Genomic DNA, 24,076 nt, shown 5'->3' with positions numbered 1-24,076 from the left:
CCCTTTTTTTCGCCCCGTGCGTCTCTCTTCTTGTTTGTCTTTTTTGGGGGTGGGGGGGGGGGGGGAGCCCCCCCCCCCCCCCCCCCCCCCGACGCGGTTCGGGAATGGTTCTATGATCGAAGCAGTGTTTTCCGCTCAGCCTCTCCTCATGGCGCTGCTGGTGACGATTTCTGCGGTACTGGCCACGACAGGCCTTTTTCTTGGCCGCAGGTTCAATCACCCAAAACGCTTCTTTTGGGCACTGGCGGGAGCCGGACTGGGCATCGCGATCTCGGCAACGCTCACACCGGCCAAGGAGTCATCGGGCTATTCGGGCACATGCACGATCAACAAGGACCTCCTCCAGTCCATGGACACCGAGCAGTGGCTCTTCAACCTGCTGCTGTTCGCCCCGGCTGCTCTCTTCCTGATCCTGGCAGGCGCCTCACGCATGAGCTCCGTGGCAACCGTGGCGACCATGTCGATGGCCATAGAGTTCACGCAAGCCACGCTGCCGGGGATCGGGCGCGCATGTGACAGTGACGATTTCGTCGCGAACACTCTCGGCGCAGCGATCGTCGCAGTAGTGATCACCGCTTCGTCATCTTTGAGGGGCGGCTTTCATGCGAGCCGGCCCAAAGCCGGACGGCATCGTCGAGCATTCGTGGTCCACGGCGCCGCCATCGCACTGGTGGCCGTCACGGGATTCTCCACGTTGACCATGAATTACGTGGACTCGGACACCCCCATCAAGGAAGCGAGTTCGAGTCAGGAGCGAAAAGTTTCGCGCACACTTGCGGCACTTTTCGGCTCCAGCCCCAGGCTCACAAGGACTCAGGTCTCGAACCTGCCGAATAGTTACGAGCCGGGACAGCAAACACTTATCGCCTCATGGCAGAGCGGAAACGCAGAGTTTTCCTGGCCGAGCGCCAAGATCCATAAGATATGGACCAGCGAAGGAATAGCCCTCCGCGGGCCCAGACAGGGCTCGAACATCTCCAGTGGGTCCGCGGCGAAGTCCCTGGCCTCCTGGCTCGTCGCCAGGAGTTTTCCGTGGGCCGCCGCAGCCACCAAGATTTCCGCTGCGCCGGATCCGCAGTTCTCGCAGGCCTGGCGCGTTGCCTATCAGCAGAAGCAGAATGACATCACCATGCCGCTTCTGTTCGATGTGACGTTCTCCAAAGACGGCCGTCTTATGGAGCTCACGGCGGAAGACAGTCCGGTACCGAACCGTGTCCCACCGGCCAAGGTGCCCCTGAAGACGGCCTCTCGTACAGCTGCATTGCATGCGCCTGCACACTGGCTTCAGTCAGCCGCAGAGCTCAGGCTTGTCAAAGAAGGCACGGATTGGGTCACCGCATGGGATTTCACGTATGTCCGGTCGAAGGACGCCAGTAATTCCTACAGTCCGCTCTCCGTGCTGGTGAACGCCACCTCCGGAAAGTGGCTTCCTCGGGACGGCTCCGGGATCGATTGACAGTCTTCTTGCCCAGCGCGGGATGCGTGACGGTTTCTCACACCTCTCGAACCGGCGCCACACACCTACGACTTGGGCTCGAAGGAGGCCGTGAGCGTCTTCCACGTGTCCTTGCGCAGCTCGCTGTCCCAGTTCGCGGCCTTCGCGGTGTACATCATCCCGTACCCGAGACGGCCGTTGACCACGAAGCCGCGGTCGATGGCACGGTATTTGGTGCCGCCGTCGACGTAGGTGAACTCCCAGTCGGCCGTGTTCCAACCGCGGTAGTCCACCTTCTCGATGCGGATGCGCTGGTACTGGGACCGGATCATCGCGTGTTCCTGGTTCTCCCAGTCCGCCACCGGGTCGGACTTGGGAGCACTCGTCCATCCGATGAGCAACGTCTGCCCGTCCGGACCGGCGTAGTGGTCTCCCGCGCGGCCGGTGGACTGGTACGACCACCCCTTCGGCAGCCCGATCGAGTACCCCTGACCGCCCTTGCGGGTCGACGCCACCGGCGCGCTCCCGCCGCCCTTGGCACCGGACGCGCCGGAGGAGCCGGCCGAGCCGGAGTCGTCGGTGGACGCGCTCGCGTCGACGCCGGCGCCCGACGTGGCACCGGTACCGCCGGTCGACGGGCTCGCCGCGCCCGTCCGCGTCCCGCTGCCCGTGCCCTTGGCGCCCTTGTCCCGCTTGGTGGACGCGCTCGCGCTCGCCGCCGTCCTGGCCCCGCTGCTCTTGTCGTCCTTGCCGTCGCCGCTCAGGGCGAAGGCCAGGATGATGCCGAGCACCGCGAGGACGACCACCACGGCGGTGATCACCAGCGTGCGCTTGGGCACCACGTCGGTCAGCGGCGCCCTCGGCACCGGCCGCGGCGGCAGGTCCAGGTCCGGCGGCGGCATCACGGGCCAGCCGGAACTCGGCTTGTTCGCGCTGGAGTTCGGTCCACCGGCGCCACCGACGGCATGGGTGGCCGGACCCGCCTGTCTCCCGGCGGATCCGGCGCCGCCCCCGCCGGAGACCGTGGGCCGCGCTCCGCCCGAGGAGGACGTGGGCCGCGCTCCGCCGGGGGAGGCCGGCCGCGTCCCGCCCTGGCCGGCAGGACGTGCCCCGCCCGCGGTGGCACCGCCCGCGCCCGTGGCCGCACCGGCACCCGGCGCGGCCGAGTCGCCGCCGTTCTTCGTCCGGGCGGACGCGGCCGACGTGGCCGCCCCGGCCGCCTTGCGGACCGAACGCAGCGCGCCGCGCAGCTTCTCCCCGGCCTCCTCGCCCCGCCTGCCCTCGGACGAACCCGGCTGCGGCGGCAGCGGCACCACGCGCGTGGCGTCCATCGGCTCCGGCTCGGGTGCGTGGATCACGGCGTTGAGCATGGCCCGGGCGCCCGCGTCGTCGAGCCGCTCGGCCGGGTCCTTGGTGAGCAGGCCGTAGATGACGTCCTTGAGCGGGCCCGCGTTCTTGGGCTCCTCCACGGGCTCGGTCATCACCGCGGTGAGCGTGGCGATGGCCGATCCCTTGTCGTACGGGGGCACGCCCTCGACCGCCGCGTACAGCAGGCCGCCGAGCGACCACAGGTCGGCCGCGGGCCCCGGCTTGTGGCCGCGGGCGCGCTCGGGGGAGATGTAGGAGGGGGCGCCGACGAGCATGCCGGTGGAGGTGATGGACGGGTCGCCCTCGACCTGCGCGATACCGAAGTCGGTGAGCACGACCCGGCCGTCCTCGGCGATGAGCACGTTCGACGGCTTCACGTCCCGGTGCAGGATGCCCTCGCGGTGCGCGGAGCGCAGCACGTCGAGGACGGCGAGCCCCACCTCGGCGGCCCGCTTGGGCTCCAGCAGGCCGTCCTCGCGGATGACCTCGGCGAGGGACTTGCCCTCCACCAACTCCATGACGATCCACGGCCGGTCGTCCTCGTCGACCACGTCGAAGACCGTCACCGCGCTGTTGTTGCGGATCCGGGCGATCGCCTTGGCCTCGCGCAAAGTGCGCGTGATCAGGCGCCGCTTCTCCTCCTCGTCGATGTTCGACGGGAACCGCAGCTCCTTGACGGCGACCGTCCGGCCCAGGGTCTCGTCCTCGGCGCGCCAGACCGTGCCCATGCCGCCCCGGCCCAGCACGTCTCCCAGCCGGTACCGCCCGGCGAGGAGACGACGCTCGCTCTTGTCCTGACGAGTCCCCTGACGAGATGTACCCGCCCGCTCCGCCTCCGACATGCGTCCCCTCATACAACCCGCCCTGACCGAGGCTCCATTGTCTCTCACCCGACAAGTGCCCAACGCCCAGGGGGCCCTTCGTCTCAGGCCGGATCCGGTGCACCGGTTTCGGGGAAATGCGCCTGGTTTCGGCGGGGGTGACGGGCGTTCGGCTGTCCCCGGCGCCCGGCTCATGGGGCGGCTCCGGCCGCGCTCGCTCAGGTGAACGGCACTATGTCCGGCGCGCCCAGCCTCGCCGCGTCCGCCGTCAGGTCGTCGGGCTGGCGCTGGGACTCGCGCTCGGCCTCCACCCGCTTCTCGTAGTGCTCGACCTCGCGCTCGATCTGGTCCTTGTCCCAGCCGAGGACCGGTGCCATCAGCTCGGCCGCCTCCCGGGCGCTGCGGGTGCCCCGGTCGAAGGTCTCGATGGAGATACGGGTGCGCCGGGTGAGGACGTCGTCCAGGTGCCGGGCGCCCTCGTGCGAGGCGGCGTACACCACCTCGGCGCGCAGATAGTCGTCGGCCGCCTGCAGGGGCGCGCCGAGGGCGGGGTCGGCGGCGATGAGGTCCAGGACTTCCTCGGCCAGGGAGCCGTACCGGTTCAGCAGGTGTTCCACGCGGGCCACGTGGAGCCCGGTACGGGCGGCCGTCCGGGCGCGCGCGTTCCACAGCGCCTGGTAGCCCTCCGCGCCCAGCAGCGGGATCTCCTCCGTCACGCTGTCGGCGACCCGCGTGTCCAGGCCGTGCACCGCCTCGTCGACCGCGTCCTTCGCCATCACGCGGTAGGTGGTGTACTTGCCGCCCGCCACGACCACGAGCCCCGGCACCGGATGGGCGACCGTGTGCTCGCGGGACAGCTTGCTGGTGGCGTCGGACTCGCCGGCGAGCAGCGGGCGCAGGCCGGCGTACACCCCCTGCACGTCGTCGCGGCCGAGCGGGACCGCGAGCACCGAGTTGACGTGCTCCAGCAGGTAGTCGATATCGGCGCTGGACGCGGCCGGATGGGCCTTGTCGAGGTTCCAGTCGGTGTCGGTGGTGCCGACGATCCAATGTCGGCCCCAGGGGATGACGAAGAGGACGGACTTCTCGGTGCGCAGGATCAGGCCGGTGGTGGAGTGGATGCGGTCCTTGGGCACGACCAGGTGGATGCCCTTGGAGGCGCGGACGTGGAACTGGCCCCGCTCCCCCACCATGGCCTGCGTGTCGTCGGTCCACACCCCGGTGGCGTTGACGATCTGTTTGGCGCGGATCTCGTACTCCCCGCCGCCCTCCACGTCCTGCACCCGGGCACCGACCACGCGCTCGCCCTCGCGCAGGAACCCGGTCACACGCGCGCGGTTGGCCACCTTCGTGCCGTAGGACGCCGCCGTGCGCACCAGCGTGGCCACGAAGCGGGCGTCGTCCATCCGGGCGTCGTAGTACTGCAGGGCGCCGACCAGGGCGTCCTTCTTCAGGCAGGGGGCGACGCGCAGGGCCTGACGGTGACTCAGATGACGGTGCAGGGGCAGGCCCCGGCCGTGGCCGCGGGCCATGGACATCGCGTCGTAGAGCGCGACGCCCGAGCCGGCGTAGAGCCGCTCCCAGCCCTTGTGCTGCAGCGGGTAGAGGAACGGCACCGGCTTGACCAGGTGCGGGGCGAGCCGCTCCAGGAGCAGGCCGCGCTCCTTGAGGGCCTCGCGGACGAGTGCGAAGTCGAGCATCTCCAGATAGCGCAGACCGCCGTGGATCAGCTTGCTGGACCGGCTGGAGGTGCCGGACGCCCAGTCGCGGGCCTCGACCAGACCGGTGGACAGGCCACGCGTGACGGCGTCCAGCGCGGTGCCCGCGCCGACGACCCCGCCGCCGATCACCAGCACGTCCAGCTCCCGCTCCGCCATCGCCGCCAGTGCCTCGGCGCGCTGCGTCGGCCCCAGAGTCGCTGTCCTCACGCTGCCTCCCGCTGTCGCAGACTCGCTCGCGTCGGCCGCACCCCGGTGGGCGAAGCCCGGTTCATCCCCTCCTCATGCCCAAATTCTGACCGGCTTGCCCGACTTCAGCCACCACGCGTTCCCAACCTGTGGACAACTCGCGCACAACCCTCGGAAGACACACGAACAGAATCACACATAACAGTCATATGTGTACCTAGTCTGACATTGCACGCGCTCATCCTGTCCACAGCGGTTGCGCGCCTGTCCCGCTTCGGCTATGGGAAGGACCGCCCCACGCCATGCCCGCAGACCTCGCCGTCATCGGACTCGGCCCCTACGGCTTGCCGCTCGCTCAGGCCGCCGTCGCCGCAGGCATCTCCACCGTCGGTTACGCCACCGGCCCCGAGGCCGGCTCCCTCAGCCCCGCCGAACTGCGCCGGATGCACGCCGCGGGCTTCCGGCCCGGCACCGACCCGGCCCAGCTCGGCCGGGTGCGCACCGCGGTGATCTGCGCGCCGACCCCGCGCGGCGCCGACGGCGGACTCGACCTCGGCCAGGTGGAGGCGGCCGCCCGCACCCTCGCCGAGCGGCTGCGCCCGCACACCACCGTCATCCTGGAGTCGCCGGTGCTCCCGGGCACGACCGACGAGTTCCTGCGCCCCCTGCTGGAGGAGGGCTCGGGACTGCGCGCCGGCCGCGACTTCCACCTCGCCTACTCGCCGAGCCGGGTCGACCCCGGCAACCGCGACCACGTCCCCGCCAACACCCCCAAGGTCATCGGTGGCCTCACCCCCGCCTGCACCGAGTCGGCCGCCGCCTTCTACGGGCGGCTCACCGACAAGGTGGTACGCGCGCGTGGGCTGCGCGAGGCGGAGACCGTGCAGCTGCTGGAGACCAACTTCCGGCACGTCAACATCGCCCTCGTCAACGAGATGGCCGTGCTGTGCCATGAGCTGGGGGTCGATCTCTGGGACGTCATCCGGTGCGCGGAGACCAAGCCCTTCGGCTTCCAGGCGTTCCGGCCGGGCCCGGGCGTCGGCGGGCACGGGGTCGCGCAGGACCTGACCGGGCACGCCACCCGCACCCTGCGGATGGTGGAGCTGGCCCAGCAGGTCAACAGCCGGATGCCCCGGTACGTCGTCCAGCGCGCCGCCACCCTCCTCAACGAGCACGGCAAGTCCGCCCGTGGCGCACGGGTGCTGCTGCTCGGCGTCACCTACAAGCCCGATCTCGCCGACCTGCAGGGCACACCGGCCCAGGAGATCGCGATCCGGCTGATGGAGCTGGGCGCCTCGGTGAGCTTCCACGACCCCCTGGTGGCCTCCTGGAGCGTGCTGGACCGCCCGGTCCCGCGCGCGGACTCGCTGTACGAGACCGCCGCCGACGCCGACCTGACGATCCTGCTCCAGCAGCACCGCACCTACGACCTGCAGGGGCTGTCGGTGAAGGCGCAGTTGCTGCTGGACACGCGCGGGGCCACGCCCACGGGGGCGGCGCACCGGCTCTGAGCCCGGTCACGAACGGAAAACAGCCGGGGGCGTTGTCGTCCCCGGCTGTTAATCTCCCCCGGACTCGCCGCACACGCGTGTGCCGGGGGTTTTCCGTTTCCGTCCTTCAGTTGTGCTCCATATCGGGGGATTTCTGTCATGAGCCAGTCAGCTCCACCGCCGCAGTCGCCGCAGCCCGGTCCTGTCGACGGCAACCCGTACGCGCAGCAGGCCCCGGCCGGCACGCCCTACCCGCCGCAGCCGGGCGCCCCGGTCGGCCCGGCGGGCGCTTTCGCCCCGCCGTCGCCGACCGCTCCGGCCCGGAACAACGTCCTCCTCGGCATGGTCGCCGCGGTCGTCGCCGCCGCGGTCGCCGCCGCGCTCTACGGCCTCGTCATCGGCGCCACCAAGCACGAGATCGGCTACGCGGCCGTCGGCGTCGGCTTCGTCGTCGGTGTCGCGGCCGGCAAGGTGGGCGGCCGTAACCCGGCGCTCCCCGTGGTGAGCGCGATCCTCGCGCTCGGCTCGGTGTACATCGGCCAGCTGGTGGGCGAGGCCATGATCGGCGCCGACCAGCTGCACGTCGGCTTCAACCAGCTGTTCTTCCAGCACTTCGACGTGGTCCAGAAGGTCTGGAAGGACGACGCCGACCCGCTGACCTTCCTCTTCTTCGCCATCGCCGCGTTCGCCGCGTTCTCCGGCGCCAAGAAGGCCGCCGCGTAACGCCTTCCCGCAAGCGGCAGGGCCCGGCCACCTCGTCGGTGGCCGGGCCCTGTGCGTCGTACTGCTGCGGTGGGCGCGTCAGCGGCGGTGCTGGCTGTCCGCGACCGTCACCTCGACCCGCTGGAACTCCTTCAGCTCGCTGTAGCCGGTCGTGGCCATCGCGCGGCGCAGGGCGCCGAAGAAGTTCATCGAGCCGTCGGGGGTGTGGGACGGGCCGGTGAGGATCTCCTCGATGGTGCCGACCGTGCCGAGGCCCACCTTCTTGCCGCGGGGCAGCTCCTCGTTGACCGCCTCCATGCCCCAGTGGTGGCCCTTGCCGGGCGCGTCCGTGGCGCGGGCCAGCGGGGAGCCCATCATCACCGCGTCGGCGCCGCACGCGATCGCCTTGGGCAGGTCGCCGGACCAGCCGACGCCGCCGTCCGCGATCACGTGCACGTACCGGCCGCCGGACTCGTCCATGTAGTCACGGCGGGCCGCGGCCACGTCGGCGACGGCCGTGGCCATCGGGACCTGGATGCCCAGCACGTTGCGCGTGGTGTGGGCGGCGCCGCCGCCGAAGCCGACCAGCACGCCGGCCGCGCCGGTGCGCATCAGGTGCAGGGCCGCGGTGTAGGTGGCGCAGCCTCCGACGATCACCGGGACGTCCAGCTCGTAGATGAACTGCTTCAGGTTCAGCGGCTCACTCGAGTGGGAGACATGCTCCGCGGAGACCGTCGTACCGCGGATGACGAAGATGTCCACACCCGCGTCCACGACCGCCTTGGAGAACTGGGCGGTGCGCTGCGGGGACAGCGCGGCGGCCGTGACCACGCCGGAGTCCCGCACCTCCTTGATGCGCGCGCCGATCAGCTCCTCCTTGATGGGCGCGGCGTAGATCTCCTGGAGGCGGCGGGTCGCCTGCTCGGCGGGCAGCTCGGCGATCTCGTCCAGCAGCGGCTGCGGGTCCTCGTACCGCGTCCACAGGCCTTCGAGGTTGAGCACGCCGAGGCCGCCCAGCTCGCCGATGCGGATCGCGGTGGCCGGGGAGACCACGGAGTCCATGGGGGCGGCCAGGAACGGCAGCTCGAAGCGGTAGGCGTCGATCTGCCAGGCGATCGAGACCTCCTTCGGGTCCCGCGTACGGCGGCTGGGGACGACGGCGATGTCGTCGAAGGCGTACGCCCGGCGGCCGCGCTTGCCGCGCCCGATCTCGATCTCAGTCACGTCTCTAGGCCTTTCCCTATGCGTTGCAGCGCCTTCCAGTATCGCCGACGGGTACGGCAGAAGCCCTCCGCGGGGACGACAACGGCGGCCCCGGATGCTCCGGGACCGCCGCTGGATGTGCTTCACGCGCGCGTGGAGGCGCGGTCGTGCCGCCTGGGAGCTACCTCTTGCTGCTGTAGTTCGGCGCCTCGACCGTCATCTGGATGTCGTGCGGGTGGCTCTCCTTCAGGCCCGCGGAGGTGATCCGCACGAACCGGCCGTTCGCCTGCAGCTCGGGCACGGTCCTGCCGCCGACGTAGAACATCGACTGGCGCAGACCGCCGACCAGCTGGTGCACGACGGAGGACAGCGGGCCGCGGTAGGGCACCTGGCCCTCGATGCCCTCGGGGATCAGCTGCTCGTCGGAGGCGACGCCCTCCTGGAAGTAACGGTCCTTGGAGAACGACCTGCGGTCGCCGCGGGACTGCATCGCGCCCAGCGAGCCCATGCCGCGGTACGACTTGAACTGCTTGCCGTTGATGAACAGCAGCTCGCCCGGGGACTCCTCGCAGCCCGCGAGCAGCGAGCCCAGCATCACGGTGTCGGCACCCGCGACCAGGGCCTTGGCGATGTCGCCGGAGTACTGCAGACCGCCGTCGCCGATGACCGGGACCCCGGCCTCCTTGGCGGCGAGCGCGGCCTCGTAGATCGCGGTGACCTGCGGGACACCGACGCCGGCGACCACGCGCGTGGTGCAGATCGAGCCGGGGCCCACGCCCACCTTGATGCCGTCGGCGCCCGCGTCGACCAGGGCCTGGGCGCCGTCGCGCGTGGCCACGTTGCCGCCGATGACGTCGACGCCGGAGGAGTTCGACTTGATCTTGGCGATCATGTCGCCGACCAGCCTGGAGTGGCCATGGGCGGTGTCCACGACGATGAAGTCGACACCGGCCTCGATCAGGGCCTGGGCGCGCTCGAAGGCGTCACCGGCGACACCGACCGCGGCACCGACCAGCAGGCGGCCCTCGGCGTCCTTGGCGGCGTTCGGGTACTGCTCGGCCTTGACGAAGTCCTTGACGGTGATCAGGCCCTTGAGGACCCCCTCGTCGTCGACCAGCGGCAGCTTTTCGATCTTGTGCTTGCGCAGCAGCTCCATGGCCTCCGGGCCGGAGATGCCGACCTTGCCGGTGACCAGCGGCATCGGGGTCATGACCTCGTGCACCCGGCGGCCGCGGTCGCTCTCGAAGGCCATGTCACGGTTGGTGACGATGCCGAGGAGCCGCTTGTCGCCGTCGGTCACCGGGACGCCGCTGATGCGGAACCGGGCGCACAGCGCGTCGGCCTCGGCGAGCGTGGCCTCAGGGTGGATGGTGATGGGGTCGGTGACCATGCCGGACTCGGAGCGCTTCACCAGGTCGACCTGGTTGGCCTGGTCCTCGATGGAGAGGTTGCGGTGCAGCACGCCGACGCCGCCCTGGCGGGCCATCGCGATCGCCATGCGGGACTCGGTCACCTTGTCCATGGCGGCGGACAGCAGCGGGATGTTCACCCGCACGTTCTTGGAGACGTACGAGGCGGTGTCGATCTCGTCGGGTGCCATGTCCGACGGGCCCGGCAGCAGCAGCACGTCGTCGTAGGTCAGCCCGAGTGTCGCGAATTTCCCGGGCACTCCGTCGACGTTGGCAGTCATGACACCTTCCCCAAATGGCCTTGATCGGTGCGGATGTCCATGCTAACGGGAAGCACCGCTAGCAAATTCCACGGTACGGGGTGACTTCAGGCTTCGTATGTTCGTACGGAAGCAGAAGCATGCCTGTTCAACAAAGGGAGCTGCAGGCGCTCCGTACAGGGGTGTTACTGCTCGGCGAGCGCGCGCAGACGGCTCAGCGCCCGGTGCTGGGCGACCCGGACCGCGCCGGGTGACATTCCCAACATCTGCCCGGTCTCCTCCGCGGTCAAGCCCACGGCGATGCGCAGCAGGAGCAGTTCGCGCTGGTTCTCCGGCAGGTTGGCCAGCAGCTTCTTGGCCCACTCGGCGTCGCTGCTGAGCAGGGCGCGCTCCTCGGGGCCGAGGGAGTCGTCCGGCCGCTCGGGCATCTCATCGGACGGCACCGCGGTCGACCCCGGGTGGCGCATCGCGGCGCGCTGCAGGTCGGCGACCTTGTGGGAGGCGATGGCGAAGACGAACGCCTCGAAGGGGCGGCCGGTGTCGCGATAGCGGGGCAGCGCGAGCAGGACGGCGACGCAGACCTCCTGGGCGAGGTCCTCGACGAAGTGACGCGCATCGCCGGGCAGCCGCGACAGCCGGGTACGGCAGTAGCGCAGCGCCAGCGGGTGGACATGGGCGAGCAGATCGTGCGTGGCCTGCTCGTCCCCGTCGACGGCCCGATGGACGAGCGCACCGATCGCCCCATGGGCCGTGCCCGCCTCGTCGTCGCGCATCGGTCCATGGTGCCTTGTGGCCGTCCGGTCCGTCGCATTGTGCTCGTGGTTGTGCACCGAAGCGTTATGAGCAGGTGCGCCGGCACTCATCTCCTGCGCCCTCCCCTTCCGCTCGACCGACTCGTCCCCGAGAGACTCCACATCTCAAGGATGCGGCATCCGCGCCGAAACGAGCAGCGCGCGTCCGGCAGGCCGACTTGCGCAAGCTCCGCCGAGGCGGCCTGCGGGGTCGTAAGCCGGGGGCGCCGGGCGCCTCACCGGGCGGCGCGGACCACGGCTGTTGACGGAGTGGATCTCCGTACGCGCGCGTGGCCGACCATCCGGCCGGCCGCCTGCCGCGCGACTGCTCGGATGTGACCGGGTCCACCCCGCGAGCGCCCCTCACGGCCGCGCCCACGGGCAACCGGAACACCCGTCACGGCATTTCACCGGCACCCACCTCCGTGAGCGGACCGGAACCCGGACGCGTGGGCACGACGGCAGGGCCGAGGGGTGCGATCGCCCAGGCTGCGCGTGGGCGCCGCGTCGAGGGACGGGTCGAGGGACGGTCCGTGGTCCGGGCAGCGCGTGCACGCCACACGCCGTGCGCGGGCGATCGTCCACACAGGAGCAGGGCGCCCCGCCCGCAGGTGGTCGTCCGCACAGCGCATGGCCGCCGCGCCCCGCGGCAACGGAACCGCAGCGCGTTTCGGTGCACGCGTGCGTGCCGCTCTCCGCAGGGCGGTCGCCCACGCCAGGCACCGCACGGCTGGGGCATAGCCGAGCAGAGAGGCGCCGTCGCCCACGCAACGCACCGCACGGCAGGGCACGACGCGCCGGTACGGCAGCTGAGCCGCAGGACGTTTCCGGGCACGCGGGCGTACCGCCCCCCGCAAGGTGGCCGCCCACACCGGCACCGCATGGCTGGGGCATAGCCGAGCAGAGAGGCGCCGTCGCCCACGCAACGCACAGCACGGCTGGGCAGAACGCGCCCGGCAGCGGAGCCGCAGGGCGCTTCCGGGCACGTGGGCGTGCCGCCAGGGTGCGTCGATGGGCCTCGGGACCGGCAGCGCCTCCGAAGGGCGCGGTCGGCCGGCCCCGCGCTGGGCCAAGGCACGGTGCTCCGGTGCCTGAGCCCGGCGCGGTGCCGTACGTGCGTCGCGTTCGGGCCGGGACTCCCCGAGGGGGCCGGTGAGACATCCCGCTGCTGCCAGGGGAGGCGGATACGTGCCCGGTGCCGGGCCGGCCCCGCCTGCCCCGCAGGGCTGGGCACTGCCTACCGGACCAGTCCCCAGCGGAAGCCGAGCGCCACCGCGTGGGCCCGGTCCGAGGCGCCGAGCTTCTTGAACAGGCGCCGCGCGTGCGTCTTGACGGTGTCCTCGGAGAGGAAGAGCTCGCGGCCGATCTCGGCGTTGGAGCGGCCGTGGCTCATGCCCTCCAGGACCTGGATCTCACGCGCGGTGAGCGTGGGCGCGGCGCCCATCTCGGCCGAGCGGAGCCGGCGGGGGGCCAGCCGCCAGGTGGGGTCGGCGAGGGCCTGCGTCACCGTGGCGCGCAGTTCCGCGCGCGAGGCGTCCTTGTGCAGGTAGCCCCGGGCGCCGGCGGCGACCGCGAGGGCCACGCCGTCCAGGTCCTCGGCGACGGTGAGCATGATGATGCGCGCGCCGGGGTCGGCGGACAGCAGGCGGCGCACGGTCTCCACGCCGCCCAGGCCGGGCATGCGCACGTCCATCAGGATGAGATCGGAGCGGTCGGCGCCCCAGCGGCGGAGGACTTCCTCGCCGTTGGCCGCCGTCGTCACACGCTCGACACCGGGCACGGTCGCGACCGCGCGGCGGAGCGCTTCTCGGGCAAGCGGGGAGTCGTCGCAGACGAGGACGGATGTCATGACCGCCCTCCGCAGCTGATGCGCGTCACCTTGAGCCTCCAGGCTGGTACGGAATCGTCACCTGTGCGGTCGACCGTCTCGGACGCCTGCCCGAGCGCTTCTGTTTTCAACCGCCTCCGCACTCTCAACGACGGTCACTCGAAAGAGTTACGGGGCTACGTGCCGTCTTCGGCACTCTACGTGAGGGTCTCGTCACGGTGCAGACGTGGACATCAGACCCTCAACTTTTCATCACAACTATGCCCCGTTTGGCCCCTTTTCTTCCCGTTTTGCGGTGTCTGCGGCTAGATTCGCAATGAGTCATATTTTCATCTCCTTAGACCGGAGATGTACGGTCGTTGGCACCGTATCCGCTCAGAACGGCTACAAGGGGTCACGTAATGGCAGATTTCTCCCGCCTTCCCGGACCGAACGCGGACCTGTGGGACTGGCAGCTGCTGGCTGCCTGCCGCGGCGTGGACAGCTCGCTCTTCTTCCACCCCGAGGGCGAGCGCGGGGCGGCTCGGAGCGCTCGCGAGAACTCGGCCAAGGAGGTCTGCATGAGGTGCCCGGTCCGCGCGGAGTGCGCGGCGCACGCACTGGCGGTGCGCGAGCCGTACGGCGTGTGGGGCGGCCTGACCGAGGACGAGCGTGAGGAGTTGATGGGGCGCGCGCGCAACCGCCTGGTGACGGCTTCGGCCGCCGGCGCGGACACCGCCCCGAACCACTGAAGGAACGTTTCAGCACCTACAGCCCGCTGGGTGCGCTCATGTCCACCACCCCAGGGCACGCTGCGTCACCACGTGCGTGCCCTTGACTCTGCCGACGCTCGCGTCTGACTCTGCCGACGCCCGCCTCGCGTCAGCCGCGCCCCGTCGCCCGGGCCAGTTGTTCCACCGTCGCCGCCACGGCCGGCACCTGTGCCAGGTCGGGCAGGGTGAGGGCGACGATCTCGCGCCGTACCGCCGGTTCCAGGCGCACCGCGCGCACACCCCTGGGCCGTACCGACTCCACCGCCAGCTGGGGCAGTACGGCGACGCCGAGGCCCGCGCCGACCAGGCCGACCACCGCGGGATAGTCGTCGGTGGCGAAGTCGATGCGCGGGGTGAAACCGGCCCCTTCGCACACCTCGACCAGCTGGCCGCGGCAGCGCGGGCAGCCCGCGATCCAGGGCTCCTGGGCCAGCTCGCCGATGGCGACGCTCTCCGCGCGCGCGAGGCGGTGCCGCTCGGGCACCAGCGCCACCAGGCGGTCCATCAGCAGGGGCCGTACGACCAGGTCGTCCCAGTCCTCGGCGACGGCCGCGCCCTCGTAGCGGAAGGCCAGGGCCAGGTCGCAGTCGCCCTCGCGCAGCAGCTCGACGGACCTCGGGGGCTCGGCCTCCTCGAGGGAGACACGGGTGCCGGGGTGGGCGGCGCGCAGGGCGGCCAGGGCGGTGGGGACCAGGGTGGAACTGCCACTGGGGAAGGAGACCAGCCGGACCCGGCCGGCCCGCAGGCCCGCGATGGCGGCGACCTCCTCCTCGGCCGCGGTGAGCCCCGCGAGGATGCCGGCCGCATGTCTGACCAGGGCTTCGCCGGCCTGGGTCAGCCGCATCTCGCGGCCGCTGCGGACCAGCAGCGGGGTGCCGACCGAGGTCTCCAGGGCCTTCATCTGCTGGCTGACGGCGGGCTGGGTGCAGCCGAGCTCGCGCCCCGCCGCCGAGAAGGAACCGGTGGCGGCGACGGCGCGCAGGACGCGGAGATGACGGGCCTCGATCACCCTTCGAGCATAAGGGCAACTTGGGGTTCGCTGGCGATATTCGCTCGACGCTTTGAGGTTGGTCTCGTATCGTGCGGTCATGAAGCTCCTTTCGGTCAATCTGGGCCGCCCGCAGCCGGTGCCGTACACGGACCAGGCGGAGGGTGTGACAGGCATCGACAAGAAGCCGGCCGACGGGCCGGTGCGAGTGGCGCCGCCGGGCCCCAAGGGCGTCGGCGCGAGCGGGCTGGCCGGGGACGCGGTCTGCGAGCTGCGGCACCACGGCGGGGACGACCAGGCCGTGTACGCCTACGCGCGCGAGGACCTCGACGACTGGGAGCGCGCACTCGGCCGACCGTTGGCCGACGGGTGCTTCGGCGAGAACCTGACGACGGACGGTCTGGACGTCTCCGGGGCGCTGATCGGCGAGCGCTGGCGGATCGGTTCCGGGGTGGTCCTGGAGGTGACCTCGGGCCGGATCCCGTGCCGCACGTTCCAGGGCCATATGGGCGAACGCGGCTGGGTCAAGAGGTTCACACAGAAGGGCGTAACGGGTGCCTACCTCCGGGTGATCGAACCGGGTGAGATACGGGCGGGCGATCCGATCGAGATCGTGCACCGGCCGGATCACGGGGTGACGGCTGCGATGCAGTTCCGCGCGGTCACCACCGAGCGGGAGCTGCTGCCGCGGCTGCTCGCGGCGGGCGAGGCACTGCACCCGGAGGCGCTGAAGAAGGCTCGCAAGTACGTGGCGGAGCAGCAGGGCTGAGAAGCCGTCAGCGATGATCCCGGTGGTCCGGCACGGGCGAGGCACCCGTCAACCGGTCTGCGGGTCCGTCGTGGCTGCTCGTGCCCGCGCGGCGGTAGCCGCCAACTCCCGTGTCCGAGGGGAGCGGACGCGCTCGCTCCGGGTCAATACCCTTGGGCCATGACAACGGCTCTGATTACGGGATCGACCGCGGGGATCGGTGCCGCGTTCGCGCGGCGGCTGGCGGCTGACGGGCACGACCTCGTCCTGGTGGCCCGGGACACCAAGAGGCTGCGCGAACAGGCGACCGAACTGCACGACCGGCACGGCATCGAGGTGGAGGTGCTGACCGCCGACCTGGCCGAGGACAAGGGCATCGAGGCGGTGGCCCACCGCCTCGGCGACCGGAAGAACCCGGTCGACCTGCTGGTCAACAACGCCGGGTTCGGCAACAAGGGCCGCTATCTCGAGGTGCCCATGGCCGACGAGCTCAAGATGCTCAAGGTGCACTGCGAGGCGGTGCTCCGGCTGACGTCGGCGGCGACCGAGGCGATGCGCGAGCGGGGCCGGGGCGGAGTCGTCAACGTCGCCTCCGTGGCCGCCTTCGTGCCCCGGGGCACCTACGGCGCCTCCAAGGCGTGGGTCGTGCAGTTCACCCAGGGCGCGGCGAAGGACCTGGCCGGCAGCGGCGTCCGTCTGATGGCCCTGTGCCCCGGCTTCGTGCGCACCGAGTTCCACCAGCGGGCCGGGATGGGCACGGACAACATCCCCGGCTGGATGTGGCTGGACGCCGACAAACTGGTCGCGGCGGCCCTGTCCGACCTGGCCCGCGGCAAGTCCCTGTCGATCCCCGACCCCCGCTACAAGGCGCTGATGGGCCTGGTGAAGGTCACCCCGCGCGGGCTGCTGGGCGGGATCACGTCGAAGACGGGGCGGAAGTACGGGCCGCAGTAGCCACGGCCCGGGTCCCGGCGGGCGCCTCCCGTCCGGCCACCGGCCACGCTGCAGAGCCAGAGCCAGGTGCACTCTCGCCCGGGGCCCCGTCACAGTCCGGGCGAGGGTCAGATGCGCCCTGGCCGCCTCCCGTCCCGTGCCGATCTGCCGAGCCGGGTATTCCGCCTGGGCCGTGGCCCTGTCGGACAAGCCCGGGACTCTCTGTGAGCGACTGCGCGGTCGAAGTCCCCGAGCACGACCATGGCATGCACTAGGTCCCGCACCACCAGATGCAGCGCTCCCCCCGAGCATGCATGACTCATAGTGGCAAAAGACCGGCAAAAGACGGCAAGCGGTCGGCCCGGATATGCGCATCACAGAGCACTAAGCGACAAAAACCAGCAAGTGGGACAATTGTGCCGTCCTATCCAAGCGAAGGGAGCCGGGAGGCGGCGTCATGACCTTCGTACAGCTCATCGAGTGCAGGACCAGCCGGCTGGACGAGATGAACCGGCTCATGGACGACTGGGTCGCGCAGACCAAGGGGAAGCGGACGGCGACGCACGCGCTGGTCGGCAAGGACCGTTCGGACGCGTCGCACATCGTCGAAGTGGTGGAGTTCCCGTCGTACGAGGATGCGATGCGGAACTCGAGGCTGCCGGAGACCGACAAGATCTTCCAGGGGATGGCCGCCCTGTGCGACGAGGTGCCCACGTTCATCGACCTGGACGTCGTACGGGACGAGCGGCTGGCCGAGGACACGGTACGACGGTTCTACGCGGCGCTGCAGGCCCCCGGCGAACTGCCGCCGCTCAACGACCTGCTGGACGAGGACATCCACAGCCACGATCCGGTGAACCCCCAGGACACCATCGGGCTGGACAACGCCCGCAGCGAATTCCGGATGTGGCGCGGGGGCTTCGACTTCACGTTCACGGTCGAGGACGTGCTCACCCAGGGCGACCGGGCCTGCGCCCGGTGGACCTGGAACGCCACGCACAACGGCGACTTCCTCGGCATCCCGCCCACCGGCAGGCAGGTCACCATGACCGGGATGACACTGTTCCGCCTCACGGAGGACGGCAAGATCGCCGAGATGTGGTGGCAGCACGACCAGCTGGGGCTGATGCAACAGCTGGGGGCGCTGGACGAGTTGGAGCAGTAGCCGACGTGCAGTGGAAGGCCCCCGTCGTCGGGGGCTTTTCCGTGCAGCCCGATCGCCGTCCGTGCACGGCCGCTGACCGCACTCCTCGGTCCGCGCGGCCGTAGCGACTCGTCCTGGCCCGCGATCGGATGTCAGAGGGGCGGATTACGATTTGTTCCCTGCCATCGAGGGGGGCACGGGGTCGCGTCGTGTGCTCCTCCTCATCCACTACTCGGAGGTGCTCGGTGCCCGCTGTCCCCAAGCCGACGGCTCCTGCCCCGCGGGAGCGCTGGTTCCAGCCGCGGCGATCCGGGTTTCAGTGGGAGCAGGACGGGCTCGACCACCTCAAGGAGCTGATGCCCGGGACCGAGCCGTTCCGGGCGTGGGTGACATTCCAGTTCACGGGAGCGTCCGGTCGCGTCAACGAGTGCGACGTGCTGATCGCTGTTCCCGGTGGCCTCTATCTCCTGGAGCTGAAGGGCCATCCCGGCAGGGTGGTCAACCACGGCGACACCTGGCAGTTCCATGGTGACCGGGTGCGTACTTTGCGCAACCCCCTCTATCTGACCGATCTCAAGGCCAAAGAACTGAAGGGGCGGCTGGAGCGCGCGGCGCGCACGCTCGGCATGAGCGCCAAAGACGTCCCGTTCATCAAGCCGGTGGTGTTCCTGCACGATCCGGGACTGGTCAGTGAGCTGGACGAGTTCCAGCGGACAGCGGTCTACGGCCGCAACGACGGCACCAGCGGGCTGCCGAAGATCTGGGACGATCTGCTCGGCCGGCCCCCGGAGCGGGAGAGCTGGCGGATCACCCCGCTGATCAGCCAGCGCCTGGAACGGCTGATGCAGACGATCGGCATCAGCCACTCCACCGCGCACCTGCGGTTCGGCGACGACTGGAAGCTCGAACCCCGTGCTCTCGACGCGGGCCCCGGCTGGGAGGACCGGCTGGCGGTGCGGGACGACGGCCTCGTCCAGGAGAGCGGACGCGTCCGTATATATCTTGCCGGCGCGGCTGCCTCGGAGGAGCAGCGCGCGAAGGTGGACCGGGCCGCGCGCCGGGAGTACCAGGTGCTGCAGGGCATCAACCACCGCGGCATCGTGCAGGCGGTGCAGATCCGCGAGCACCAGGGTGGGCCGGCGATCCTGTTCCGGCATCGCGAGTCGGACCTGCGGCTGGACGCCTACCTCGACGCGTACGGCGGGCGCCTCGCCCCCGCCCAGCGTCTCGACCTGGTGCGACAGCTCGCCGAAGCCGTGCGGTACGCGCACAACCGGTCCCTGTACCACCGGGCGCTGGCCGCACGCTCGGTCTATCTCTCGGCACGTGAGGACGGCGGCGACCCCGTCCTGCGGATCGCCGACTGGCAGACCGCGGCTCGTGACTTCGAGACGACGCTGCACCGCTCGCTCGGGGACACCCCCCTGGACGCGGGACTGATCGCGGACACGGCACAGGTGTACCTGGCGCCGGAGACGGACCAGGAGTTCGCCGACCCGGTGGACCTGGACGTCTTCGGGCTCGGCGCGCTCACCTACCTGCTGCTCACGGGCCGGCCGCCGGCTGACCGTCGCAGCGCGCTGCTGGAACGCCTGCAGAGCGACGGCGGGCTGCATCCCTACGCCGTCTCCGACTCCGTCTCGGCAGCTCTGGACGCCCTCGTCTTCCGGGCCACGTCTGCGGACGTCCGGGACCGCCTTGCGTCGGTCGACGAGTTCCTGGAGCTTCTGAGCGCGGCGGAAGCGGACGCAGCGGCGCCGCCGTCGGGCGCCGGGCCGGTCGCCGATCCGCTCACCGTGCAGCCGGGACGACCGCTGGACGGCACTTGGACGGTCGTCCGCGTTCTGGGCACCGGTGCCACGGCCCGCGCGCTGCTGGTCCGCCGTACCGACGCCGAGGACGGGGAGCAGGCCCTTCGTGTCTTCAAGGTCGCCCTCGACCAGGAAAAGGACGCCCGGCTGCTGGCGGAGGCCAAGGCGCTGCAGGAGGTGGGCGGCGGCCATATCGTGAAGCTGCTCGCCGAGCCGCGGGAGCTGGCCGGTCACACGGTGCTCGAGATCGAGTACGCGGGCGGCTTCCGGGCCGAGGACGACCGTGAACCGGTGAGCCTGGGATCCCGGCTGCGGGATCAGGGACCCTTGGGCTACGACCAGCTGGAGCGGTTCGGCACCGACCTGTTCCAGTCACTGGACATCCTGGCGGCTCGCGGAGTGCGCCACCGGGACATCAAGCCGGACAACCTCGGGCTGTTCAAGCGCAGCGACGGCTCCTGGCAGCTGATGCTGTTCGACTTCTCGCTGGCGGACGCCCCGGACCAGGACCTGCATGCGGGCACCCGGGGATACCTCGACCCCTTCCTCGGCGGGGCCGGACGGTCACGCTACGACGATCACGCCGAGTGGTATGCCGCCGCCGTGACCCTGCACGAGATGGCCTCCGGGGAGCGGCCGGTGTGGGGCGACGGGCAGGGCGACCCGCGCATGGTCGCTGACGCGACGCTGCACGTGTCGGCCGAGTTGTTCCCGCAGGCCCTGAGCGAAGGGCTGAAGGCCTTCTTCGAGCGTGCGCTGCACCGGGACGTGGAGCAGCGGTACGACACGTTGCCGCAGCTGCAAGAGGCGTGGCGCCAGGTGTTCCGAAAGGCGGACGCCGCCCGTCCCGCGACCACGCCGGCCACGGTCGGGCTTACCGCGGACGACCTGGAAGACGCCCGGGAACAGGCCGCCGAGGCCGCCGGTCTCAAGACTCCGCTGGCCGCGGCGGGGCTCTCACCGCGCGCGGTGTCGGTGGCCGAGAGCCTGAAGGCCCACACCGTCGAGCAGTTGCTGGACATTCCGCCGCACCACATCTCCCGGGCGCGCGGCGCGGGCAACGCGATCCGCAAGGAGCTGAACCGCCGGCATCGCCAGTGGACACAGAACCTGCGCCGCAAAGCCGCCGCCAAGAGGCCCGTGGCACTCCAGCCGGACGCACCGGAAGAGGTCCTGGAGTCGATCGACACCCTGGCCGCGCGTCTCACGCCCCCGGAGGGCAAGCGCCGCGCCCGGCCTCGCCCCGACGTGGTGCGCGCGACCCTCCAGCTCCCGGGTGTCCTGGAAACAGGCGAGCCGCTGGAACCATGGCCGGCGCAGAGCCTGATCGCGAAGGCCCTGGGCATCAGCCAGCCGACCGTTTCCCAGAACCAGCAGGCCGCGGTCGAGCAGTGGGCCGGGCTGCCCTGGCTCAGCCGGGTCCGCGACGAGCTGGTGGCGATCCTGGCAGACCGGGACCGTGTGTCGACGGCGGAGGAGCTGGCTTCGGAGCTTCGCGCCCGGCATGGTGCTGGCACCAGTGATCCGGCCGAGGCCCAGGCCAGGGCGCTGGCCGTGGTGCGTGCCGCGGTCGAGACGGAGATCCGCAAGCGGGAGGACGAGCGGTCCGACGGCGAGCCCGCTGAGGGAGGCGAGGCGCCACCCCGGTTCGCCGTGCAGCGCCGTGGCGGCCGGGTCGTCATCGCGCTGGAGGACCAGCCTGGCGCCGACGACCCCACTCCCGCTGAACTCGCCGACTACGCAACCATGTTGGGTGAGCAGGCAGTGGACCTGGCCGGACGCGATCCCCTGCCCGGTCGCGCCACCGTGCTGCGGGAGCTGCGCGCCGTAGCGGCCCCCGAGGGCATGGCCCCGCTCGCCGACACCCGGCTGGTGGAGCTGGCCGCCTCGATGGCGGGCGGTGTCGCGTTCTCGCCCAGGCTGGAGCTGTTCCCGCTGTCGCTCGATCTGGAGCGGGCCCTGCGTATCTCGCAGGCACCGGCAGGCGTCCGCCCCGACACCGGCATCTCCACCACCGACCTGCTCGCCCGGATCCGGGCACGGTTCCCGGGCCTGTCAGTGCTGGACGAGACGACGTACGTCGAACTGGCCGAGGCGCTGGTGGAAGCAGGATTCCCCCTGGTCTACGACCCGGAGCGGCGCCGTTTCCTCCCCCAGGTGCAGGAGGGTACGGGCAGTCGTCTGAACCTGTCCTCCTCGGTGCTGACCAGCACGAGTTCTCTCTACGCCGCTGCTCAGGGCCGCATGGCCGAGGGCCGGGACCCGAGAGAGGTGCTGTCCGCACGGCTCACGGAAGCCCATCGTCGCGGTGGCTTCCTGGCGCTGACGTTGAAGGGCGCCGAACTGCCGGGCGTCGCCGAGGCATTGACCGAGCGGTTCCACACCACCGCCGTGCCACTGAACGGACTGTTCCTGGACGCGCTCAAAGAGCTGGCCGAGGAGCAGTCGGTGCGCTGGCCGGCCCTGCTGAAGGCGGATGCGAAGTTCACGGCGACGGGCACCCTGGGTGCCGCGCTGGCCTCCTACACCCGGCTGGCGGCGGAACGGGTGCGGCAGCGGGTCGTCGAGCTGGCGGAACGGTCCGGCCCCCGCGCCGTCCTGCTCGCCCATGAGGCGGGTCTGATCGCCCGGTACTGGGAGGCGGGAGGCCGGGAGCTGCTGGCCTCGCTCCAGCAGTCGGCGCGCCGCCCCGCCGATGTCCCGCACGGGTTGTGGCTGCTGCTGCCGGTGGAGGATCCACGGGCCACCCCGACGCTGGACGGGCGGACCGTGGAGGTGGTGGACCGGGCCACGGAGTGGGAGGTGCTGGACGGGCTGTTCCTGAAGAGCCTGCGGATGGCCGGTGCGCCCTCCTGATTGCCCGATTCCGCTTGCCGAGCGTCTTACGAGCAGATTATTTGTATGACGTCGGGTGGGACTGGATGGCTGCCAAGCCAGGGCGACCCAGGGGGATTGGCTGTCATGAACGTCGGTGAAGGGCTACTCGGCAAGAAGATCGTAAAGACCCACCCACCTCGTGGCGGCATGCAGCTCGTCCGCTTGGCGGCCGTGGCGTCGTTCACTTGCTCGCGGTGCGCTCAGACGAAGACGGCACGTTCTGTTGCCGTACGCGGTGACGCCCTGTTCTGCAACGGCTGTTACGGGCGCGTGGAAGCGTTGGCCGCGGAGTCCGCTGAGCGATCGTCGTCCGCGCAGACGGAGGACCCCGCGCACGTCGTCGTCGAGGAACTCGACGGTGGGCTGCCTCACTCGGTGGTCAACACGGGGCTCTCTGTGGAGTGGAAGTTCTACGTGCGTGCCGAACATCTCCTGCACGGCACGTGTCCCGTGCCTGCCGAGATGGCCGCCCGAGCCGCTCCCCAGGAACCGCTGCACCTCTGGTTTCTGCGGGGGCGTCACCGCATACGTCTCCTCGACGAGCAGCAGGGCGCGAAGCTCCGGGTGAGCGGCGGCGAGACCGTGCTGACGGGGCTGGCGTGGCAGCCCTTCGTCCTCCCCGGGACGCGTGTGTCGGTGCGCTGGGACATGCGGAGGAAGCTCCGTCTTGTCTACACACCGCTGGACGAGCCCATCGTGTTCGGCGGTACGGTCGTGCGCTACGCCCACGACCCGCGCATCATGACCCGTGAGCTGGCGGCGTTCGACGCCCGCGTGGACCGGGTAGAAGAACTCGTACTGATCGCCCTGCGTGAGCTCGGGTACCTCGACGAGGGGGGTCGGGCACTGCTTCCGCGGGAGGCGCTGGTCCGCAACACCCTTGAGCGCGCGCAGTCGGAACGACCGGCGAGGAAGAAGGTCCACGGGGCGATCGAGCGGCTCCTGTCCCGCGGGATCCTCACCTGGGAGCAGGGCAGCGTCAACCGGGCAGGCATGCTGCGCTACCCCGCCCGGCGCGGGGAGACGCCGGTGCGGCTGCTCTGCTACACCCCCACGCTCCGCCCGGCGGAACGTGAGGACCTGCGCAAGGACGAAAGCGCCGCGCACAGCGTGACCGCCCACCGCGTCGCGGGACATCTGATGCGCATCGGCCACCTCGGCAAAGGAGCCAGCGCGGAGGCGGAAGCCGCCTATCGAGAGGATCACCAGAGGGCCGGTCTGGCGGGGCCGCACGAGCTGCCCCGCGGTTACACGTACGTTCGTGAGCATGAGCGTGGCATGTAGGCAGCGCGGGACACCGGTCGCCTCTCGTGGGAGTCCAGCGCTGCTCGCCTCCTGGCCGACGGGCCGCAGCACCGGCTGACGAGGGGACGGCCTCACCCGCTGCCGGCGGGACGAGGCTTGGTTTCCTGGGGTCTCGTTCCGCTCGTCTTCGTACGGCCTCGGGCCGTCCCGGACTTCTTCGCCGACTGCGCCGCCTTCTTCTTCGCCAGCCGTTCCGCCTCCTTCTTCTCCCGGGCCTCCCGCCGCCGACGCTCGCGCTGTATTTCTTCCGGGGTCAGTCGCATATAGGCCGACGCGACCTTGACGGGAGTCCGTACACGCCCCT

The 24,076-nt window shown here is 70.7% G+C and carries 17 protein-coding genes; 9 read left to right on the top strand and 8 right to left on the bottom strand.

Annotation, left to right across the window (positions count from 1 at the left end):
- Nucleotides 1-148 precede the first annotated feature (148 nt).
- On the top strand, nt 149-1,456 hold the full coding sequence (locus ACZ418_RS05610) for a VanZ family protein (RefSeq protein WP_468357357.1): 1,308 nt from the start codon (nt 149-151) through the stop codon (nt 1,454-1,456).
- 65 nt (nt 1,457-1,521) lie between these two features.
- Here ACZ418_RS05610 and ACZ418_RS05605 read toward each other — a convergent pair whose 3' ends face one another.
- Nucleotides 1,522-3,645, bottom strand: a complete 2,124-nt coding sequence (locus ACZ418_RS05605; protein WP_468357354.1) for a serine/threonine-protein kinase — start codon at nt 3,643-3,645, stop codon at nt 1,522-1,524.
- A 197-nt stretch (nt 3,646-3,842) separates the two neighbouring features.
- Nucleotides 3,843-5,552, bottom strand: a complete 1,710-nt coding sequence (locus ACZ418_RS05600; RefSeq protein WP_468357351.1) for a glycerol-3-phosphate dehydrogenase/oxidase — start codon at nt 5,550-5,552, stop codon at nt 3,843-3,845.
- 281 nt (nt 5,553-5,833) lie between these two features.
- Between ACZ418_RS05600 and ACZ418_RS05595 the strand changes: the two genes are divergently transcribed.
- Both ACZ418_RS05595 and ACZ418_RS05590 read left to right on the top strand, forming a co-directional pair.
- A complete protein-coding gene (locus ACZ418_RS05595; protein WP_468357348.1) occupies nt 5,834-7,042 on the top strand; it encodes a nucleotide sugar dehydrogenase in 1,209 nt (402 codons plus the stop codon).
- 138 nt (nt 7,043-7,180) lie between these two features.
- A complete protein-coding gene (locus tag ACZ418_RS05590; protein ID WP_468357345.1) occupies nt 7,181-7,744 on the top strand; it encodes a hypothetical protein in 564 nt (187 codons plus the stop codon).
- Nucleotides 7,745-7,822: 78 nt separating this feature from the next.
- Here the strand turns inward: ACZ418_RS05590 and ACZ418_RS05585 are convergent, their stop codons facing one another.
- The 4 genes from ACZ418_RS05585 to ACZ418_RS05570 form a co-directional block, all read right to left on the bottom strand.
- Nucleotides 7,823-8,947, bottom strand: coding sequence for a GuaB3 family IMP dehydrogenase-related protein (locus ACZ418_RS05585; protein WP_468357342.1), 1,125 nt, complete (start codon nt 8,945-8,947; stop codon nt 7,823-7,825).
- A 160-nt stretch (nt 8,948-9,107) separates the two neighbouring features.
- Nucleotides 9,108-10,616, bottom strand: a complete 1,509-nt coding sequence (guaB, locus tag ACZ418_RS05580; RefSeq protein ID WP_468357339.1) for an IMP dehydrogenase — start codon at nt 10,614-10,616, stop codon at nt 9,108-9,110.
- A 164-nt stretch (nt 10,617-10,780) separates the two neighbouring features.
- Nucleotides 10,781-11,368, bottom strand: a complete 588-nt coding sequence (locus ACZ418_RS05575; protein ID WP_030641278.1) for a sigma-70 family RNA polymerase sigma factor — start codon at nt 11,366-11,368, stop codon at nt 10,781-10,783.
- Nucleotides 11,369-12,623: 1,255 nt separating this feature from the next.
- Nucleotides 12,624-13,235, bottom strand: coding sequence for a response regulator transcription factor (locus ACZ418_RS05570; protein ID WP_003948568.1), 612 nt, complete (start codon nt 13,233-13,235; stop codon nt 12,624-12,626).
- Between the two features lie 380 nt (nt 13,236-13,615).
- Here ACZ418_RS05570 and ACZ418_RS05565 point away from each other — a divergent pair, with 380 nt between their 5' ends.
- On the top strand, nt 13,616-13,945 hold the full coding sequence (locus ACZ418_RS05565; protein WP_351210476.1) for a WhiB family transcriptional regulator: 330 nt from the start codon (nt 13,616-13,618) through the stop codon (nt 13,943-13,945).
- A 130-nt stretch (nt 13,946-14,075) separates the two neighbouring features.
- On the opposite strand, the gene ACZ418_RS05560 is transcribed toward ACZ418_RS05565, so the two are convergent.
- A complete protein-coding gene (locus ACZ418_RS05560; protein ID WP_468357334.1) occupies nt 14,076-14,975 on the bottom strand; it encodes a LysR family transcriptional regulator in 900 nt (299 codons plus the stop codon).
- A 79-nt stretch (nt 14,976-15,054) separates the two neighbouring features.
- Between ACZ418_RS05560 and ACZ418_RS05555 the strand changes: the two genes are divergently transcribed.
- The 5 genes from ACZ418_RS05555 (at nt 15,055) to ACZ418_RS05535 (ending at nt 23,751) form a co-directional block, all read left to right on the top strand.
- Nucleotides 15,055-15,723 carry an MOSC domain-containing protein gene (locus tag ACZ418_RS05555; RefSeq protein WP_468357331.1) on the top strand — a complete coding sequence of 223 codons (669 nt, stop codon included), beginning with the start codon at nt 15,055-15,057 and terminating at the stop codon, nt 15,721-15,723.
- A 159-nt stretch (nt 15,724-15,882) separates the two neighbouring features.
- The gene (locus tag ACZ418_RS05550) at nt 15,883-16,656 is read left to right on the top strand and encodes an SDR family NAD(P)-dependent oxidoreductase (RefSeq protein ID WP_468357328.1); all 774 of its coding nucleotides are present in this window, start codon (nt 15,883-15,885) and stop codon (nt 16,654-16,656) included.
- Between the two features lie 436 nt (nt 16,657-17,092).
- On the top strand, nt 17,093-17,800 hold the full coding sequence (locus ACZ418_RS05545; RefSeq protein WP_468357325.1) for an ester cyclase: 708 nt from the start codon (nt 17,093-17,095) through the stop codon (nt 17,798-17,800).
- A gap of 224 nt (nt 17,801-18,024) precedes the next feature.
- Entirely contained in the window at nt 18,025-22,446 is a 4,422-nt protein-coding gene (pglW, locus tag ACZ418_RS05540) for a BREX system serine/threonine kinase PglW (protein WP_468357322.1), read from the top strand.
- A 291-nt stretch (nt 22,447-22,737) separates the two neighbouring features.
- Nucleotides 22,738-23,751: a hypothetical protein gene (locus tag ACZ418_RS05535; RefSeq protein ID WP_468357319.1), complete on the top strand. Its 1,014-nt coding sequence runs from the start codon at nt 22,738-22,740 to the stop codon at nt 23,749-23,751.
- A 92-nt stretch (nt 23,752-23,843) separates the two neighbouring features.
- Here the strand turns inward: ACZ418_RS05535 and ACZ418_RS05530 are convergent, their stop codons facing one another.
- Nucleotides 23,844-24,035: a hypothetical protein gene (locus ACZ418_RS05530; RefSeq protein WP_468357316.1), complete on the bottom strand. Its 192-nt coding sequence runs from the start codon at nt 24,033-24,035 to the stop codon at nt 23,844-23,846.
- Nucleotides 24,036-24,076 lie beyond the last annotated feature (41 nt).

It is taken from the genome of Streptomyces sp. NPDC030820 (assembly GCF_055572075.1).
This window is presented reverse-complemented; position numbering and strand designations above follow the sequence as displayed.